Below are 16,051 nucleotides of genomic sequence, written 5' to 3'. Positions count from 1 at the left end.
TCCGGAACTGAGCCGGCGAGCGGCAGCCCTCGAAAAAAGCGCGTTGACACACACCGCTTGCCCGCTTATTGAGCCCGCACCAGCCCAGATGGCGGAATTGGTAGACGCGCACGGTTCAGGTCCGTGTTCCGCAAGGAGTGGAGGTTCGAGTCCTCTTCTGGGCACCATTTTTCCCGACTACCAACGGGATCAGCGAGTTCCTTCTCATAGAAGCCGACCACGGACGGGGTCCCGTCATCCAGCCTCCCCTCCCGGCTAGGCTGCGAACAAACCGCTTCAAACCACGTGTCTGCTTCGCTACGCTGCCAGCCATGTCTCAATCCAGCACCGCCATCTTCGGCGCCCGTCGCGATCAGGCGTTTCCCACGCTGGCCGAGGCGGATATCGACCGCATGCGCCGGTTCGGCCAAGCCAGCGCCTATGCCGCCGGCCAGCACATCATCAGGGCCGGCGATGTGGCGCCCGGGCTGATCGTCGTGCTGTCGGGCAAGGTCGACATCACCCAGGATGGCCTCGGCCGGCGCGAGACGATCGTCAGCCATGGTCCGGGCAGCTTCGTCGGCGAGCTGGCGCAGCTTTCGGCTCGGCCGTCGCTGGTCAATGCCGAGGCCGCCGAGCCGGTCGAGGCGTTCGTCATTCCCTCGCAGAGGGTGCGTGACCTGATGGTTCAGGAGGCCAATCTCGGCGAGCGCATCATGCGGGCGCTGATCCTGCGCCGTGTCGGTCTCCTGGAAAGCGCCACCAGCGGGCCGATCATCATCGGACCGCTCGGCAATGCCGACGTGCTGCGGCTGCAAGGGTTCCTGGCGCGTAGCGGCCAGCCGCACCGCGTGCTCGATTCCGGCAGCGACCCATGCGCGAAAACCCTGGTCGAGCGCTTCGACGTCGACCCTCATCATCTGCCGGTGGTGCTGTGCCCCAACGGCAGGCTGCTGCTCAACCCCGGCGAAAAGGACCTTGCCCGCTGCATCGGCCTGCTGCGGCCGATCGATGCCGACACGCTCTATGACGTCGCCATTGTCGGCGCCGGGCCGGCGGGGCTGGCGGCCGCGGTCTACGCGGCCTCCGAAGGGCTGTCGACCATCGTGCTTGATTGCCGTGCCTTCGGCGGACAGGCCGGTGCGTCCTCGCGCATCGAGAACTATCTCGGTTTCCCGACCGGCATTACCGGCATGGCGCTGATGGCGCGCGCCTACAACCAGGCGCAGAAGTTCGGCGTCGAAATGGCCATCCCCGACGAGGCAAAACTGTTGAGTGCCGCGACCGACAATTCAGGCGCCCGTTATCTGCTCGATGTCGGCGACGGCGAGACCGTGCGGACACGCAGCGTGGTGATCGCCAGCGGCGCGCGCTACCGCCGGCTCGAAATCGCCAACCTGTCGCGGTTCGAGGGCACGTCTGTGCACTATTGGGCCTCACCCATCGAAGGGCGGCTTTGCGGCGGCCAGGAGGTGGCGCTGGTCGGCGCCGGCAATTCCGCCGGCCAGGCGGCTGTCTATCTCGCCAGCCATGCGCGCAAGGTGGCGCTGGTGGCGCGCGGCGGCAGCCTCGAAGCCTCGATGTCGCGCTATCTCATCGAGCGCATCAGGGCCCAGCCCAACATCGAGGTGCTGACCGGGACCGAAATCGAGGCGCTGGAGGGTGAGGAGGGCAATCTTGCCACCGTGCGCTGGCGCAACCGCGTCAGCGGCGAGGAGACGACGCGCCCGATCCGGCATCTCTTCCTGTTCATCGGCGCCGACCCGAACACCGACTGGCTCGCGCAATGCGATGTGGCGCTGGACGCCAAGGGTTTCATCCGCACCGGATCGGAGCTGGGATCGGCGCACGGTCTGATGGAGACCAGCCGCAGCGGCGTGTTTGCCATCGGCGACGTGCGCTGCGGCTCGATCAAACGCGTCGCGGCGGCCGTCGGCGAGGGTGCCCAGGTGGTCGCCGCACTGCATGCCTATCTCGCGCAGGACGGCAGCCACGCCACCGGGAGCAATACCAGGAAAACTGTGTAACGGTTTTCCCGGGAAAAGCGCGCAGCGCTTTCCCTTGGGAATTGCGCCAAAGGGAATAGTTGAGCCTGAACGGTTGGGGAGAGTGTGATGGCGGATGAATGCAGGCACGCGGCTGGGATCAAGGACGTGACGCCGAGCGCCCTTGGCTGCGAGGAGTGCCTGAAGAGCGGCTCATGGTGGGTGCATCTGCGGCTCTGCCGCACCTGCGGCCATGTCGGCTGCTGCGACGACTCGCCCAACCGCCATGCCACCAAGCATTTCCACGCCACCAGCCATCCGGTCATCGAGGGCTACGATCCGCCGGAAGGCTGGGGCTGGTGCTATGTCGACGAGGTCTTCCTCGACCTCGGCGACCGCACGACGCCGCAGAACGGTCCGATCCCGCGGTTTTATTGAGGGCCTCAGAGCCGGCCCGGCGACTTATCGCACCGACCCGGTGACGGTCCGGTCGACATCGGGCACGGATTTGCGTTCGTTGCCGGCAAGGGCGGCGATGATCAGCAGGCTGGCAACCACCGGAACGAACAGGATGGCGACGCGGGCTTGGACGTAAAAAATGGCGCGCCATTCGCTGCGCTTGTCGGGGCTGTCGCTCATCACACTCACTTTGCCATGGACCCCCCGGGGCCGTCACATAGCCGCGAACGGTTAAGCAACTCCTTCCGACTTTGTTAACCGGTGGACTTCAAGCCCGGCTTCAGCCCAGCCCAATCCGCCTCGCGCCTTGCCGGAACAGGGCCTCGGCGTCGGGCTCGAAGCGGAAGGTGCCGATGAAATCATCGGCGCGGTAATCGGGCAATGTCTTGCGGATCGCCGCGGCGAAGCCGCGCGCCTCGTCGAGCCGTCCGGCCAGTGCCAGGCAATGCGCCGCGATCGCCAGGATGATGGTGTGGGCGTTGGGCCGCGCCGCCGCCTTCAGGGCCCATTCGGCCGCCTCCTCGAACTGACCGAGCCGGACATGCGACATGGCCCGCGCCCCCAGCATGCCGAACAGCAGCGGGTCGAAGGGGCTGAGATGCCGCGAATGGTCGGAGGAGCTTATCGCCGCTTGCGGGTCGCCCGACTGCGAGTGCACGAAGGACAGCGCGTAATGGCCAAGCGCGAAATTGGGGCTGAGATCCACCGCCCGCTGCAGTTCGCAGAGCGAGCCGTCCTGCTCGCCGCGCAGCCACAGCGCCCGCCCCATCGCCCAGTGCGCGGCCGGATTGTGGTCGTCGACCAGCAGGCTGTGGCCGGCGCTCTCGAAGGCCAGCGCGCTTTCGCGGTCGCGATCACTCCAGCGCTGGAAGGCGGCTTGCCAGTGGGTGAAGGACAGGCCGGCATAGGCGCGGGCAAAGGTCGGATCGAGCTGGACGGCACTGGCAAAGAAGTTCCGCGCCTGCTCGTTTTCCGCCTGCGTGAAGCGGTACATGTGCCAGAGGCCGCGATGATAGGCCTCCCAGGCGTTGAGCGAGTTGGGCGCCTTCAGCATGGCGCGGTTGCGCTCGACGGTTTCGATCTCGGCCGAGATCGACGACACGATGCTGTCGCCGATATCGTCGAGCACGGCAAAGATATCGTCGGGCCGACGCTCGAAAGTCTCGGCCCAGACGATCCTGGCCGTGCGCACCTCGATCAGTTCGACGCTGACGATCAGGCGGCCGGCCGTGCTACGCACCGTGCCGGTGGCGACATAGTCGACGTCAAGCTTTCTGCCGGCCTCCTCCGGTGCGATGGTCTTTTCGGCCAGCGCGAACACCGATCCGCGCGCGATGACGAAGAAATCCCGCAGCTTGGCGAGCCGGGTGATGATGTCATGGGTGAAACCGTCGGCAAGCCCACCGCGCGCGCCGCTCTCCTCGGCAAACGGCATCACCGCCAGCGAAGCGTGGCTCGGCTCGACGGGACCGGCATCACCCGGCGAGGAAATCAAAGGCCATGCTGGGGACAGGCAGGCCGGCCGCGCCGCAAGCGAGGCATTTGCCCTTTGATCGCGGATTGTCCGCCAGGCTTGGCGAAGCGGCGCGAAATCCAGGCCCTCCGAGTGAAACAGCCGTTCCGCCGAAGCCAGGTGTTGCTCGGCCGCGCCGATCTCGCCGCGCCGGGCGAGACTGGCCAGAAGTGCCGCATGCGCACGTCCATCGAACGGTGCCAGTTCCACCCATTTGTCGAGATGAGCGACAGCCTCGTCGCCCTCCACCGGCAGGCTGGCGACAAGCTGTTCCAATATGGCGGCGTGGCACGAGTGAAAACGGCGGCGCTGGGCGATCAGCCAGCTGTTGAAAAGCGGGCTGCGCTCGAGCTCCAGCCCGTCGAGCAAATCGCCGGCAAACAGTCCGGCCAGCGCGCGCCGCCGCTCCACATCGAGCGTGCCGATCCCTTGCGCGACGGCACGGCTGATCTCCAGCGCATCGACAAGGCAATCGCTGAGATCAAGCGCCACAGTGTCGCCTTGCGTCGAGACTCGGCGCCGGTCCGGCGTGTCGAGAGCGCCGCGCAGCTTGCTCAGGCACCAGCGCAATTCGCCTCGAGGATCGTTGGGCACATCCCACAGCAGCTCGCACAGGCGGCTGCGGCCGACCGGATGCGGCGCCAGCGCCAGATAGGCGAACAGCGCACGCAGCTTGCGCGACGCCGGCAAGGTCACAGGCGCGCCATCGCGGATGATCGCCAGCGGCCCGAGCAGGCGCACGGACAGGGTCGCCATGTCGCCATCCAGTCCCGATGATGCGGATTCCACGTCCGTTTCCACGCCTGCTCCCACGCTGGCCTGTCGACCTCTGTTTTACCACCGAACATGACACGGCGCATCTGGCAGCGAATTTCGCGATGGCCGCGGCCATTGCCGCATCGCCGACACGTCAGTCCTAGCGCGGCAAGGTCTCGAAACCTCGCCGCCCAAGCCGCCGGTTTGTAACCGGCCTGTGAAGACAAACCGCAATCGAGGAGATCAAGATGTTGCAGCAGCAGAAAATCAGGACCACGGCAGGGCGCGGTCGCCTGTTCGACAGCATTCTCGACACCGTCGGCGACACGCCGGTGGTGCGCATCAACAATCTCGCACCGGGCCACGCGACGATCTATGTCAAGGCCGAGTTCTTCAATCCAGGGGCTTCGGTGAAGGACCGGCTGGCGCTCAACATCATCGAGGAAGGCGAGCGCAGCGGCGCGCTGAAATCAGGCCAGACGGTGGTCGAGGCGACCAGCGGCAACACCGGCATCGGCCTCGCCATGGTCTGCGCGCAAAAAGGCTATCCGCTGGTCGTCACCATGGCCGACAGCTTTTCCGTCGAGCGCCGCAAGCTGATGCGCATGCTGGGCGCCAAGGTGGTGCTGACGCCGCGCGCCGAAAAGGGCTTCGGCATGTACAAGAAGGCGGTGGAGCTGGCGGAGGCCAATGGCTGGTTCCTCGCTCGCCAGTTCGAAACCGCGGCCAATGCCGCCATCCATGAGGCGACCACGGCGCGCGAGATCATCAACGATTTCGCAGGCTCCCGGCTCGACTGCTTCGTCACCGGCTATGGCACCGGCGGCACCGTCGTCGGTGTGGGGCGTGTGCTGCGCCGCGAGCGTCCGGACACCCGCATCGTGCTCTCCGAACCGGCCAACGCGCAGCTCATCGGCAGCGGCAAGGCGCAGCAGCGTGGTGCCGATGGCGCGCCCGCCGCCAGCCATCCGGCCTTCGAACCGCATCCGGTCCAGGGCTGGACCCCCGATTTCATCCCCAACGTGCTGCAGGAGGCGATCGACGCCAGTCTCTATGACGAGGTGATGCCGATTGCCGGGCCCGAAGGTATCAAATGGGCCAGGGCACTCGCGCAGAAGGAAGGCATCTTCACCGGCATTTCGGGCGGGGCGACCTTCGCCGTGGCGCGGCAGATCGCCGAGAACGCGACGGCCGGATCGGTGATCCTGTGCATGCTGCCAGATACGGGGGAGCGGTATATGTCGACGCCACTGTTCGACGGCATCGAGGCCGAGATGGATGCCGACGAGATGGCTCTGTCGCGCTCGACGCCCGGCTGCCAGTTCCCGGCGGCTTGATGGGAGGCTGTCATGGACGTCGCGCATGAAACCCATGGCATAGTGGCCGAGGAAACACTTGACCCCTCCGACTGGACCGATGTGCAGGCCCTGTCGCACCGGGTCATTGATGATGCCGTCGATTATCTGCGCGAATTGCGCGACCGCCCGGTCTGGCGGGAGATGCCGGCTGACGTGAGAGACGCCTTCACGGCACCCCTGTCGCGATCGCCGGCACCGTTGGACGCGGTCTATGACGAGGTCTCCCGCACGGTGATGTCCTACCCGATGGGCAACATCCATCCGCGCTTCTGGGCCTGGTACATGGGGTCGAGCAACTTCACCGGGGCGCTCGGCGATTTCCTGGCGGCGATCCAGGGCTCCAATCTCGGCGGCGGCAACCACGCCGCCGGGCTGATGGACGGCCAGGTGGTCAACTGGTGCAAGGAGATGCTGGGCTTTCCGGCGTCGGCCTCCGGCACGCTGGTCAGCGGCGGCTCGATGGCCAACATCATCGGGCTGACCGTGGCGCGCAACACCAGGGCCGGCATCGACGTGCGCGAGCACGGCGTCGCCGCGATCGAAAAGCCGCTGCGCTTCTACGGTTCGGACCAGCTCCATTCCTGCCACCGCAAGGCGATGGAAGCGCTCGGCCTCGGCAACCGGGCGCTGCGCCGCATCCCGACGGACGCTGGATCGCGCATCGACATATTGGCGTTGCGGGCGGCGATATCGGAGGACCGCGCGGCCGGTTTCAGGCCGGCCTGCGTCATCGGCACTGCCGGCACGGTGAACACCGGCGCGATCGACGACCTGCGCGCGCTCGCCAAACTCGCGCATGAGGAAGACCTCTGGTTTCATGTCGACGGCTGCATCGGTGCGCTGGTCGCGATTGCGCCTGACAACGCGCATCGCGTTGCCGGCATCGAATGGGCCGACTCGATCGCGCTCGATCCGCACAAATGGCTGCACGCGCCGTTCGAGGTCGGCTGCGCCCTGGTCAGGGATGCCGTCGCGCACCGCCGGACCTTCGCGGTAACGCCGGAATATCTGGAATCGACGCCGCGCGGCCTTGCCTCGGGCGAATGGCTGCATGATTACGGCCTGCAGACGTCGCGCGGCTTTCGCGCGCTGAAAGTGTGGATGGCGCTGAAAGAGCATGGCGTCGACAAGTTCGGGCGCCTGATCGACCAGAACATCGCGCAAGCCTTCTATCTCGCCGGCCTGATCGAGGCCGAGCCGTCGCTGGAACTGGCCATGCCGCCGACCATCAACATCGTCTGCTTCCGCTACCAGCCGGGCATCGCTGGCGAGGCCCTCAAGGCGCTCAACACCGAGATCATGCTGCGGCTGCAGGAACAGGGCATTGCAACCCTCTCCGACACCACGGTGCATGGCGACCACTGGCTGCGCGTGGCGATCGCCAACCATCGCACCCGCCGCGACGATCTCGACCTTCTTGTCGGTGAAACGGTGCGGCTGGGGCGGGAGATCGCGGGTTCTTCCTAGTTCCCGGCAGGCATGCGATTCTGCCGGGATGATTCGGGAGGTCCGGCAGTGACGTTGTTTCGCATGGCAGCACTTGCGGCGTTGGTCTTCGCCACTTCGGCCAATGCCGCCGACATGGCCTTCTTCGTCAAGAACCTGCGCAAGGAAGCGGTTGCGGTCGAGCTGTTCAGTCGTGATCGCGAGACGGTCTGGCCGGGCAACGACAAGGTGTTCCTGATCGATCCGGGCTCGCAGAAATCGGTGCCGATCTCGTGTAACCAGGGCGAGCGCATCTGCTACGGCGCCTGGGTCGACGGCAATGACCAGATCTCCGCCGGCGTCGGGCCTGACAACGACCAGCCTTGCGACACCTGCTGCTTCATCTGCGTGGAACACTCGACCGAGACGATCGATCTGGTGCCGTGATTGGTGCCTCTGACCCGGCGCGGGAGATCGCGCAGGCGCATCACCAGTCTAGGGAAGACCCGCCTTGCGGAAGCCATCGACGAAATGCTCAAGCGTCGCGTCATCGCGGAATGGCTCCGTCCAAACCCAGTGGCTGGTTGTGAAATGCGGGTTGCCTATGAGGAACAGTTCGACCTCGGCGCGCGCCTCGTCGAGCCGGCCGAGTTGCGCGAGGCTTGCCGCCAGGAAACGGCGCGAGCTCGTGCGATACGTCTCGTCCCTGCGCAGTGTCTCGACGGCGGCCTCGTAATCGCGCGCCGCATATTGCGCCTGGCCGAGGGTGAGATAGTACCAGCTTGCCGGAAACGGGTTCAGCCGGAACGCCTTGCGGATCTGTTCGAGGCCCTCCTCGACCCGTCCGGCCAGGACCATGATGTCGGACAATGTCGCCCAGGCGTCGGCCTCGTTCGGGTCGAGCGCGAACGCCTTGGCGAACTCCGCCTCCGACTCGGCGAAGCTGTGCTCATAGGCAAGCAAATTGCCGAGCACCCAGTGGCAGCCGGCATCGTTGGGATCGATCGCCACGGCCTTGCGCGCCAGCTCCAGGGCAGTGCGGCGGTTGGGTTCAATGGGTTCGCCCCAATGCACCCATCCCATCCAGTGGTTCATGGCAAGCCAGCGATAGGCCTCGGCGTAATCAGGATCGAGCGCAACCGCGCGCGTCAGCATCAGATGCGCTTCCCGCGCCGTCTGCGGCGAATCGTCGATCAGCTTGCGCGCCCGCACGCACAGATCGTAGGCCTCGAGATTTTTGGGCCGATTGCGCGGCGGCGGCGCGCGCAGCCGGCCGAGCAGCGCCTCCACGATCTTGCCCGTCACCTCGTCCTGAACGGCAAAGATATCGTCCAGGCCGCGATCGAAGCGTTCGGCCCACAGATGCTCGCCGCTCATTGCGTCGACCAGCTGTGCGTTGATGCGCACGCGCCCCGCTGCGCGCCGTGCGCTGCCTTCCAGCAGATAGCGCACGCCAAGCTCGCCGGCGATCGCGCGCACATCCATCGCCTTGTCCTTATAGGCAAAGGTCGAGTTGCGCGCGATGACGAACAGGCCGGAGGCCCTGGATAGGTCGGTGATGAGGTCTTCGGTCAACCCGTCGGCGAAGGCCTCCTGCTCGGGATCCCCGCTGAGATTGACGAAAGGCAGCACGGCTATCGATGGCTTGTCGGGCAGCGGCAAGGATTTTCGCTTCGCGCCGCCGAGCGGTTCGACGGCGCCCGTGAAGCGGTAGCCGACGCGCGGAACCGTGGTGATCCATTCACCGCCGCCTGTGGCCGGACCAAGCAGCTTGCGCAGCTGCGCGATCTGGACGGTGAGATTGCCTTCCTCGACGGCCGTGCCCGGCCACGCCGCGTCCATCAGCTCGGTCTTCCCGAGGATGTCGCCGGGGCGTTGGACGAGCGCCGCAAGCAGCTTCAGTCCACGATAGCCGACGGCAACGGGATCATCGTTCCGAAGCAGCGTTCCCGCATCCGGATCAAGCACGAACGGACCGAAGGCAAAGCGCGATCCCTGCATGGGGTGCATCTATAGAGCAATTCCAGGAAAACTGGGAAGCGGTTTTGCCGGAAGAAGCGCGTGGCGCTTTCCCCTGGGAAACCATGTCAGAACAGCGAGTTAGAGCCGGTTTGGAACTTTTGAGAACTATTTGGGAGGCTTTAATTACGGCGCCGTCCGTATCCTGCAGAATTCAACCTCATTCACGTCAAGGGTTCCCAAATCTCCGTCCTCTGGGGTGCCCGGAACCTATGGAGGTTGCCATGACCAATATTCTTGCCTCGGCCCCGCATCAATCCGTGCGGCGGAGAACGTCCGGGGAGCAGGCATCGCGTCGGCGCTATAGTCTTGCGGCCCTGTTAAACACGATTGCGGCCCGGCGCGAGCGGGCACGCTTTCGCTGGCAACTCAAGCAGATGGCGCAGGCCAATCCGCATTTGATCGACGACATCGGCCTGACCGAAAGGCAGGTCGAGGAAGAGATCGCCAAGCTGCCCTTCTGGCAACGATAGAATGCCGCAATGACGCCTGACCGCCAGTTGCGCGGCCGCGGGGAGTCTCCGGCACTCGCACGTGCGGCATGACGGCCGAAAGCAAGTGGGATCTTGAGATCCGATGCCCGACTTTATCAGGGATTGTCGCCTTCATCCCCTTTAGCGCTCGCCCGTGTCATGCCATGATCCCCCGATCGGCCGTGGGGGCCGATTCTTCATCGGGGGTTTCCATGTCTTTCACGTCCGCGCGCCGGTTTGCCGCCGCGTTTTCGCTAGCAGTCCTGTTTGCGCCGGCCGCTCATGCCGGCGACGTCACCTTTGCCATCAAGAACAGCCATCCCAACGCCATGCGCATCGAGCTCTACAGCCAGGATCGCGACTATGTCTGGCCCGGCAACGGCCAGGATTTCTATCTCGATGACGGCGAGACCAAGTCGTTGCCGATCTCCTGCAACGAGGGTGAATCGATCTGCTACGGCGCCTGGGTCGATGGTGACGAGGGCACCTATTGGGGCGTCGGCCCCGGCAACAAGGAAAAATGCGAGGATTGCTGCTACACCTGCAGCGGCGGCGAGACCGAGGAGATCAATCTCGTCCCCTGACCGGTTTGCCAGCTTGACGGTTTTCCCACGGGGGCCATAGCCTGCGCATATACCCAGAGCGCGCTGCGTCCATGGATGCGACGCGCCCCAGGCAACAGGAGCAAGCCATGGCCGGCATGGTCGAAAGCGACAAGATCGACGTCGGATTTTCCGGCAAGCGCTGCATCCATTCGCGCAATTGCGTGCTCGGCGACCCGCATGTCTTCGTGCCCAGCGCGCCGGGGCAATGGATCCATCCCGAGGCCGCCAGCGTCGAAAAAATCGTCGCCATCGCTGAAAGCTGCCCGTCCGGCGCCATCACCTACACCAGGAAGGATGGCGGACCGCAGGAGCAGCCGCCGGTGGTCAACACCGTGCGGCTGCGCGAAAACGGTCCGCTTTCCCTGCACGCCGAGATCGTGCTCGATGGCGAGACGTCTTATCGCGCCACGCTCTGCCGCTGCGGCGCGTCGCAAAACAAGCCGTTCTGCGACGGCAGCCATACCAAGGCCGGATTTACGGCCACCGGCGAGCCGGCGTTGAAGGATACGCCGGCGCTCGACGCGAGGAATGGCCCGCTGACTGTCACCCCGACGACGAACGGCCCGCTCAAGATCGAAGGCAATCTGGAAATCGTCACTGGCACCGGCCACACGATCGATCGCACGCAGCGCACCTTCCTCTGCCGCTGCGGTCATTCCGCCAACAAGCCGTTCTGCGATGGCTCGCACAAGAAGGTGGGGTTTGTGGGCTGACGTAGGGATCTCCCCCCTCGAGGGGGAGATGGCCGGCAGGCCAGAGGGGGTCGGTACGACGGGACGCGACCTCCTGCGGCAGAAGGTTGGCGCCTGCGCATCCTCTTTTCAAGGCTAGAAGGTCGTCGCGTCAGGTCGTATCGACCCCCTCTGTCGCCTTCGGCGACATCTCCCCCTCGAGGGGGGAGATTACGCTGGTCCAGCGCTCGTGCCTTTATCCGTAAGTCCGTATCGGCTAAGGGGCGGGGCAGAAGACCTCTCGGACCTGCTAAAAAAATGACCGCCAAGACCAAGCCAAAACCGCTCTTCCTCGGGATCGACACCGGCGGCACCTATACCGATGCCGTGCTGTGGTCTGAAACCGAAGGTCAGCAAGAGGGGCCGAATAAGGGCAAGGTGCTGGCCAAGGCCAAGGCGCTGACCACCCGGCACGATCTCGCCGTCGGTATTTCCGGTGCCGTCGACGCGGTGCTGCAGAAGGCCGCCACCGATCCGGCTGCGATCAAACTGGTCTCGATGTCAACGACGCTGGCCACCAACGCGCTGGTCGAGGGACAGGGCGGCCGGGTGGCACTGGTCATGATCGGCTTTTCCGAAGCCGACCTTGCCCGCGATGGGCTGAAGACCGCGCTCGGCACCGATCCGGTGGTGTTTTGTCCAGGCGGCCATGATGTCCACGGCAATGCCGCCGAGCTCGATCTGTCCGGATTGGAAGCGGCTCTGCCGGAACTCGGCGCCTCGGTGTCCGGCTTTGCCGTCTGCGCCTATTTCGCCACCCGCAATCCGGCGCACGAAATCGCCGCCCGCGAGCTGATCCGGGAAAAAACCGGCCTGCCGGTCACGGCAAGCCACGAACTGTCGGCCAAGCTCGGCGGGCCGCGCCGGGCGTTGACGACGCTGCTCAACGCCAGGCTGATCTCGATGATCGACCGGCTGGTGGCGGCGACCGAGGGCTTTCTCGCAGAGCGCAACATCGCGGCTCCCTTGATGGTGGTGCGCGGCGACGGCGCGCTGGTCTCGGCGGCGTTTGCCCGCCAGCGGCCGATCGAGACGATTCTCTCCGGCCCCGCCGCCAGCCTGGTCGGAGCCCGTCACATGACCGGGCTCGAGAACGCCGTGGTTTCAGACATTGGCGGCACCACCACCGACGTTGCCGTGCTCGACAAGGGCCGGCCGCGGCTTGATCCCGAAGGCGCCACCGTCGGCGGGTTCAGGACCATGGTCGAGGCCGTCGCCATGCGCACCTTCGGCCTTGGCGGCGATTCCGAAGTGGCGCTGGAGGATGGCGCGCTCAACCCGAGGATCCTGCTCGGCCCGCGCCGCCTGGTGCCGCTGGCGCTGGCCGGCATGGCGCATGGCGAGGCGGTCAAATCGGAACTCGAACGCCAGCTGCGCGCCCCCAATACCGGCCGCATGGATGGCCGCTTCGCGGTGCGCACCGGTGTGCCGGACAGGCTCGCCGCCGGGCTCACCGCCCCGGAAGCGCGGCTTTACGAGGCGATAGGCGCGGTCCCGCTCGCCCTCGACAGGCTGCTGACATCGAACGCCCAGAACGCCACCTTGAACCGGTTGGTCTCGCGCGGGCTGGTGCACATTTGCGGCTTCACCCCGTCGGACGCGGCGCATGTGCAGGGAAAGCAGGCCAACTGGGATGCCGTCACCGCCCGCCTTGGCGCCGAATTGTTCGCCCGCAGGCGCGACGGCCGCGGCCAGCCTGTTGCCGCGTCTCCGGAGGTGATCTCGGAGCGGGTGCTGGTGACGCTGACGCGCTGGTCGGCCGAATACATTCTCGAGACTGCCTTCGCCGAGGATGGGCTCGATGGCGCGGCCACCGTGGCGCATGCGCTGGTGCAGCGCGCCGTCGACGCCCACCCCGGTATTGCACGCCTCAGCGTCGCGCTCGACCGTCCGGTCATCGGCCTCGGCGCCTCGGCGCCGCTGCACTATGCCGGCCTGGCACCCCTGGTCGGGAATGAGTGCTTGGTGCCGGACGATACCGACGTCGCCAACGCGCTTGGTGCGGTTGTCGGCCAGGTCAGGGTTTCGGCAGAGGCGCGGGTTAGCCAGCCCAAGGAAGGGCTGTTCCGCCTTGCCTCGGGCGAGACGGTGCGCGATTTCCTCGACGAGGCAGCGGCGATCGCGGCCGCCGAGGCCGATGTGCGGGCAATCGTCGCCCAGCGCGCCAAGGACGCCGGCACCGACAGCGCCGAGATCGACGTCGCGACCGAATTCCGCGTCTCCACCGTCGAAGCCCAGCGCATGTTCATCGAGGCGCATGTGGTCGCGGTGGCCTCGGGAAGGCCAAGGATCGCGGTATAGCTTCTTCCTTCTCCCCGTTCACCGGGAGAAGGTGCCCGAAGGGCGGATGAGGGGCACCGCTGGCCAACGCGATTTCGGCGTACCGCCATTTCACGTAACTCTGCGCCGCCCCTCATCTGGCTGCCGCCATCTTCTCCCCGTAAACGGGGAGAAGGACGCTTTAGTCGCCAAACCTTGCCTAAATGCCCCCTTCACCTTAAGCCGAATTGACCCTGCAAGGCTGACATGCCAAAGGCGCGCCCGAGCCTTTCGTCTGGAGACAAAGCTTATGACCGATCGCGTCGAGATCGCCGGATTGCGGATTGCCCGCGAGCTGCATGATTTTGTGGCCGGCGAGGCCTTGCCCGGCACCGGCATCGAAGCAGCCGCCTTCTGGAACGGCTTTTCGGCCATCGTCCACGACCTCGCACCGAAGAACCGGGCGTTGCTCGAGAAACGCGACGCCATGCAGGAACAGCTCGACGGCTGGTATCGCGACAATGGCGCACCGGTCGATATGGAAGCCTACAAGGCCTTCCTGAACGAGATCGGCTATCTCGTCCCGGAGGGGCCGGCCTTCAATGTGTCGACGGACAATGTCGATCCGGAAATCGCCGATGTCGCCGGTCCGCAATTGGTGGTGCCGGTGATGAATGCGCGCTATGCGCTCAACGCCGCCAATGCACGCTGGGGCTCGCTCTACGATGCGCTCTACGGCACCGACGCCATCCCCGAAACGGATGGCGCCGAAAAGGGTAAGGGCTTCAACCCGGCGCGTGGCGCCAAGGTCATCGCCTGGGCCAAGGACTTTCTCGACCAGTCGGTGCCGCTGACCACCGGAAAATGGGCTGGCGTCAATGGCCTGTCGGTGGCGCACGGCGCGCTGAAACTGGGTGAGGGCGCCGGCGTCACTCCGCTTGCCGATCCCAAACAATTCGTCGGCTATCGCGGCGACGCCGCCAACCCGCAAGCCGTGCTGCTGGTGAAAAATGGCCTGCATGTCGAGATCGTGATCGACCGCGCCAACCAGATCGGCCGCACCGATCCGGCGGGCATTGCTGACGTCATCCTGGAATCGGCGCTGACCACTATCCAGGACTGCGAGGATTCTGTCGCGGCGGTGGATGCGCAGGACAAGGTCGTCGTCTACCGCAACTGGCTCGGCCTGATGAAGGGCGATCTGGCGGAAGAGATCACCAAGGGCGGCAAGAGTTTCGTCCGCAAGCTCAATCCGGATCGCGCCTATACGGCGCCGGCCGGCGGCACGCTGACCGTGCCCGGCCGCTCGCTGATGCTGGTCAGGAATGTCGGCCACCTGATGACCAATCCGGCGATCCTGGACCGCGACGGCAACGAGGTGCCGGAAGGCATCATGGACGCCGCGATCACCGCGCTGATCGCGCTGCACGATGTCGGCCCGAACGGGCGGCGCGCCAATTCCCGCGCCGGCTCGATGTATGTCGTGAAGCCCAAGATGCACGGGCCCGACGAAGTCGCCTTCGCCGTCGAGATTTTTGATCGTGTCGAGGCGCTGCTCGGCATGCCCGGGAATACCATCAAGATGGGCATCATGGACGAGGAGCGGCGCACCACCGTCAACCTCAAGGAGGCGATCCGCGCCGCAAAAGATCGCGTGGCGTTCATCAACACCGGCTTCCTCGACCGCACCGGCGACGAGATCCACACCTCGATGGAAGCCGGCCCGATGATCCGCAAGGGCGACATGAAGCAGGCCGCCTGGATTTCCGCCTATGAGGCGTGGAATGTCGACACCGGGCTCGAATGCGGGCTGGCCGGCCACGCCCAGATCGGCAAGGGCATGTGGGCGATGCCCGATCTGATGGCGGCGATGCTGGTTGAGAAGATCGCCCATCCCAAGGCCGGTGCCAACACCGCCTGGGTGCCGTCGCCGACGGCGGCGACGCTGCATGCCACGCACTACCACAAGGTCGATGTCCACGCGGTGCAGGCGGCGCTGAAGAGCCGCCCGAAGGCGAAACTCGACGACATATTGTCGGTGCCGGTGGCCGTGCGGCCGAACTGGACTCCCGACGAGATCCAGCGCGAACTCGACAACAACGCGCAGGGCATTCTGGGCTATGTCGTGCGCTGGATCGACCAGGGCGTCGGCTGCTCCAAGGTGCCCGACATCAACGATGTCGGCCTGATGGAAGACCGCGCCACGCTGCGCATCTCCTCGCAGCACATCGCCAACTGGCTGCGCCACAAGGTGTGCTCGGAAATCCAGGTGCGGGATTCCCTGCAGCGCATGGCGGCCATCGTCGATCGGCAGAATGTCGGCGACCCGCTCTACCGGCCGATGGCGCCGGATTTCGACAAGTCCATCGCCTTCCAGGCCGCCTGCGACCTGGTGTTCAAGGGCACGAGCCAGCCCAACGGCTACACCGAGCCGGTCCTGCACGCGCGGCGGCTGGAGCTGAAGGCGAAACAGCCTGGATTCTGATCAG

13 protein-coding genes and 1 tRNA gene are annotated in these 16,051 nt (G+C 65.7%); 11 read left to right on the top strand and 3 right to left on the bottom strand.

Features of this window, described 5'->3' with window-relative positions; all coding sequences use genetic code 11:
• Window positions 1-82: 82 nt before the first annotated feature.
• The 3 genes from JT360_RS04860 (at window position 83) to JT360_RS04850 (ending at window position 2,402) form a co-directional block, all read left to right on the top strand.
• Window positions 83-167: transfer RNA gene (locus JT360_RS04860), tRNA-Leu, on the top strand.
• 144 nt (window positions 168-311) lie between these two features.
• Window positions 312-2,006, top strand: coding sequence for an FAD-dependent oxidoreductase (locus JT360_RS04855; RefSeq protein ID WP_214470406.1), 1,695 nt, complete (start codon window positions 312-314; stop codon window positions 2,004-2,006).
• An 87-nt stretch (window positions 2,007-2,093) separates the two neighbouring features.
• Window positions 2,094-2,402 (top strand): UBP-type zinc finger domain-containing protein, encoded by a 309-nt coding sequence (locus JT360_RS04850; RefSeq protein WP_095773379.1) that lies wholly within the window; start codon window positions 2,094-2,096, stop codon window positions 2,400-2,402.
• Between the two features lie 24 nt (window positions 2,403-2,426).
• On the opposite strand, the gene JT360_RS04845 is transcribed toward JT360_RS04850, so the two are convergent.
• Together JT360_RS04845 and JT360_RS04840 are read right to left on the bottom strand one after the other, a co-directional pair.
• Window positions 2,427-2,603, bottom strand: a complete 177-nt coding sequence (locus JT360_RS04845; protein WP_214470405.1) for a hypothetical protein — start codon at window positions 2,601-2,603, stop codon at window positions 2,427-2,429.
• Between the two features lie 100 nt (window positions 2,604-2,703).
• Complete coding sequence (locus JT360_RS04840; protein WP_214470404.1) at window positions 2,704-4,692, bottom strand: BTAD domain-containing putative transcriptional regulator; 1,989 nt, start codon at window positions 4,690-4,692, stop codon at window positions 2,704-2,706.
• A 248-nt stretch (window positions 4,693-4,940) separates the two neighbouring features.
• Between JT360_RS04840 and JT360_RS04835 the strand changes: the two genes are divergently transcribed.
• The 3 genes from JT360_RS04835 to JT360_RS04825 are packed head-to-tail and all read left to right on the top strand — an operon-like array spanning window position 4,941 to window position 7,922.
• The gene (locus JT360_RS04835) at window positions 4,941-6,029 is read left to right on the top strand and encodes a PLP-dependent cysteine synthase family protein (protein WP_214470403.1); all 1,089 of its coding nucleotides are present in this window, start codon (window positions 4,941-4,943) and stop codon (window positions 6,027-6,029) included.
• 12 nt (window positions 6,030-6,041) lie between these two features.
• Window positions 6,042-7,517, top strand: coding sequence for a pyridoxal phosphate-dependent decarboxylase family protein (locus tag JT360_RS04830; RefSeq protein ID WP_214470402.1), 1,476 nt, complete (start codon window positions 6,042-6,044; stop codon window positions 7,515-7,517).
• Between the two features lie 48 nt (window positions 7,518-7,565).
• Window positions 7,566-7,922, top strand: a complete 357-nt coding sequence (locus JT360_RS04825) for a hypothetical protein (RefSeq protein ID WP_214470401.1) — start codon at window positions 7,566-7,568, stop codon at window positions 7,920-7,922.
• Between the two features lie 48 nt (window positions 7,923-7,970).
• Here the strand turns inward: JT360_RS04825 and JT360_RS04820 are convergent, their stop codons facing one another.
• Entirely contained in the window at window positions 7,971-9,485 is a 1,515-nt protein-coding gene (locus JT360_RS04820) for a winged helix-turn-helix domain-containing tetratricopeptide repeat protein (protein ID WP_214470400.1), read from the bottom strand.
• A 233-nt stretch (window positions 9,486-9,718) separates the two neighbouring features.
• Here JT360_RS04820 and JT360_RS04815 point away from each other — a divergent pair, with 233 nt between their 5' ends.
• From JT360_RS04815 to JT360_RS04795, 5 genes are all read left to right on the top strand, one after another.
• Window positions 9,719-9,967, top strand: coding sequence for a DUF1127 domain-containing protein (locus JT360_RS04815; RefSeq protein WP_214470399.1), 249 nt, complete (start codon window positions 9,719-9,721; stop codon window positions 9,965-9,967).
• 212 nt (window positions 9,968-10,179) lie between these two features.
• Window positions 10,180-10,551, top strand: coding sequence for a hypothetical protein (locus JT360_RS04810; protein ID WP_214470398.1), 372 nt, complete (start codon window positions 10,180-10,182; stop codon window positions 10,549-10,551).
• Between the two features lie 107 nt (window positions 10,552-10,658).
• Window positions 10,659-11,285: a CDGSH iron-sulfur domain-containing protein gene (locus tag JT360_RS04805; protein ID WP_214470397.1), complete on the top strand. Its 627-nt coding sequence runs from the start codon at window positions 10,659-10,661 to the stop codon at window positions 11,283-11,285.
• A gap of 276 nt (window positions 11,286-11,561) precedes the next feature.
• Window positions 11,562-13,604 carry a hydantoinase/oxoprolinase family protein gene (locus tag JT360_RS04800; protein WP_214470396.1) on the top strand — a complete coding sequence of 681 codons (2,043 nt, stop codon included), beginning with the start codon at window positions 11,562-11,564 and terminating at the stop codon, window positions 13,602-13,604.
• A 268-nt stretch (window positions 13,605-13,872) separates the two neighbouring features.
• A complete protein-coding gene (locus tag JT360_RS04795) occupies window positions 13,873-16,047 on the top strand; it encodes a malate synthase G (RefSeq protein ID WP_214470395.1) in 2,175 nt (724 codons plus the stop codon).
• The last annotated feature ends 4 nt before the right edge of the window (window positions 16,048-16,051 follow it).

Origin of the sequence: Mesorhizobium sp. dw_380 (assembly GCF_018588885.1) — a bacterium.
Classification (GTDB): domain Bacteria; phylum Pseudomonadota; class Alphaproteobacteria; order Rhizobiales; family Rhizobiaceae; genus Mesorhizobium.
The sequence above is the reverse complement of the archived record's forward strand: the minus strand, read 5'-3'. Positions and strand labels throughout refer to the sequence as shown.

Coding starts and splice junctions, on each gene's coding strand:
- JT360_RS04855 (WP_214470406.1), top strand. CDS start 312: ATGTCTCAATCCAGCACCGCCATCTTCGGCGCCCGTCGCGATCAGGCG.
- JT360_RS04850 (WP_095773379.1), top strand. CDS start 2,094: ATGGCGGATGAATGCAGGCACGCGGCTGGGATCAAGGACGTGACGCCG.
- JT360_RS04845 (WP_214470405.1), bottom strand. CDS start 2,603: ATGAGCGACAGCCCCGACAAGCGCAGCGAATGGCGCGCCATTTTTTAC.
- JT360_RS04840 (WP_214470404.1), bottom strand. CDS start 4,692: ATGGCGACCCTGTCCGTGCGCCTGCTCGGGCCGCTGGCGATCATCCGC.
- JT360_RS04835 (WP_214470403.1), top strand. CDS start 4,941: ATGTTGCAGCAGCAGAAAATCAGGACCACGGCAGGGCGCGGTCGCCTG.
- JT360_RS04830 (WP_214470402.1), top strand. CDS start 6,042: ATGGACGTCGCGCATGAAACCCATGGCATAGTGGCCGAGGAAACACTT.
- JT360_RS04820 (WP_214470400.1), bottom strand. CDS start 9,485: ATGCACCCCATGCAGGGATCGCGCTTTGCCTTCGGTCCGTTCGTGCTT.
- JT360_RS04815 (WP_214470399.1), top strand. CDS start 9,719: ATGACCAATATTCTTGCCTCGGCCCCGCATCAATCCGTGCGGCGGAGA.
- JT360_RS04810 (WP_214470398.1), top strand. CDS start 10,180: ATGTCTTTCACGTCCGCGCGCCGGTTTGCCGCCGCGTTTTCGCTAGCA.
- JT360_RS04805 (WP_214470397.1), top strand. CDS start 10,659: ATGGCCGGCATGGTCGAAAGCGACAAGATCGACGTCGGATTTTCCGGC.
- JT360_RS04800 (WP_214470396.1), top strand. CDS start 11,562: ATGACCGCCAAGACCAAGCCAAAACCGCTCTTCCTCGGGATCGACACC.
- JT360_RS04795 (WP_214470395.1), top strand. CDS start 13,873: ATGACCGATCGCGTCGAGATCGCCGGATTGCGGATTGCCCGCGAGCTG.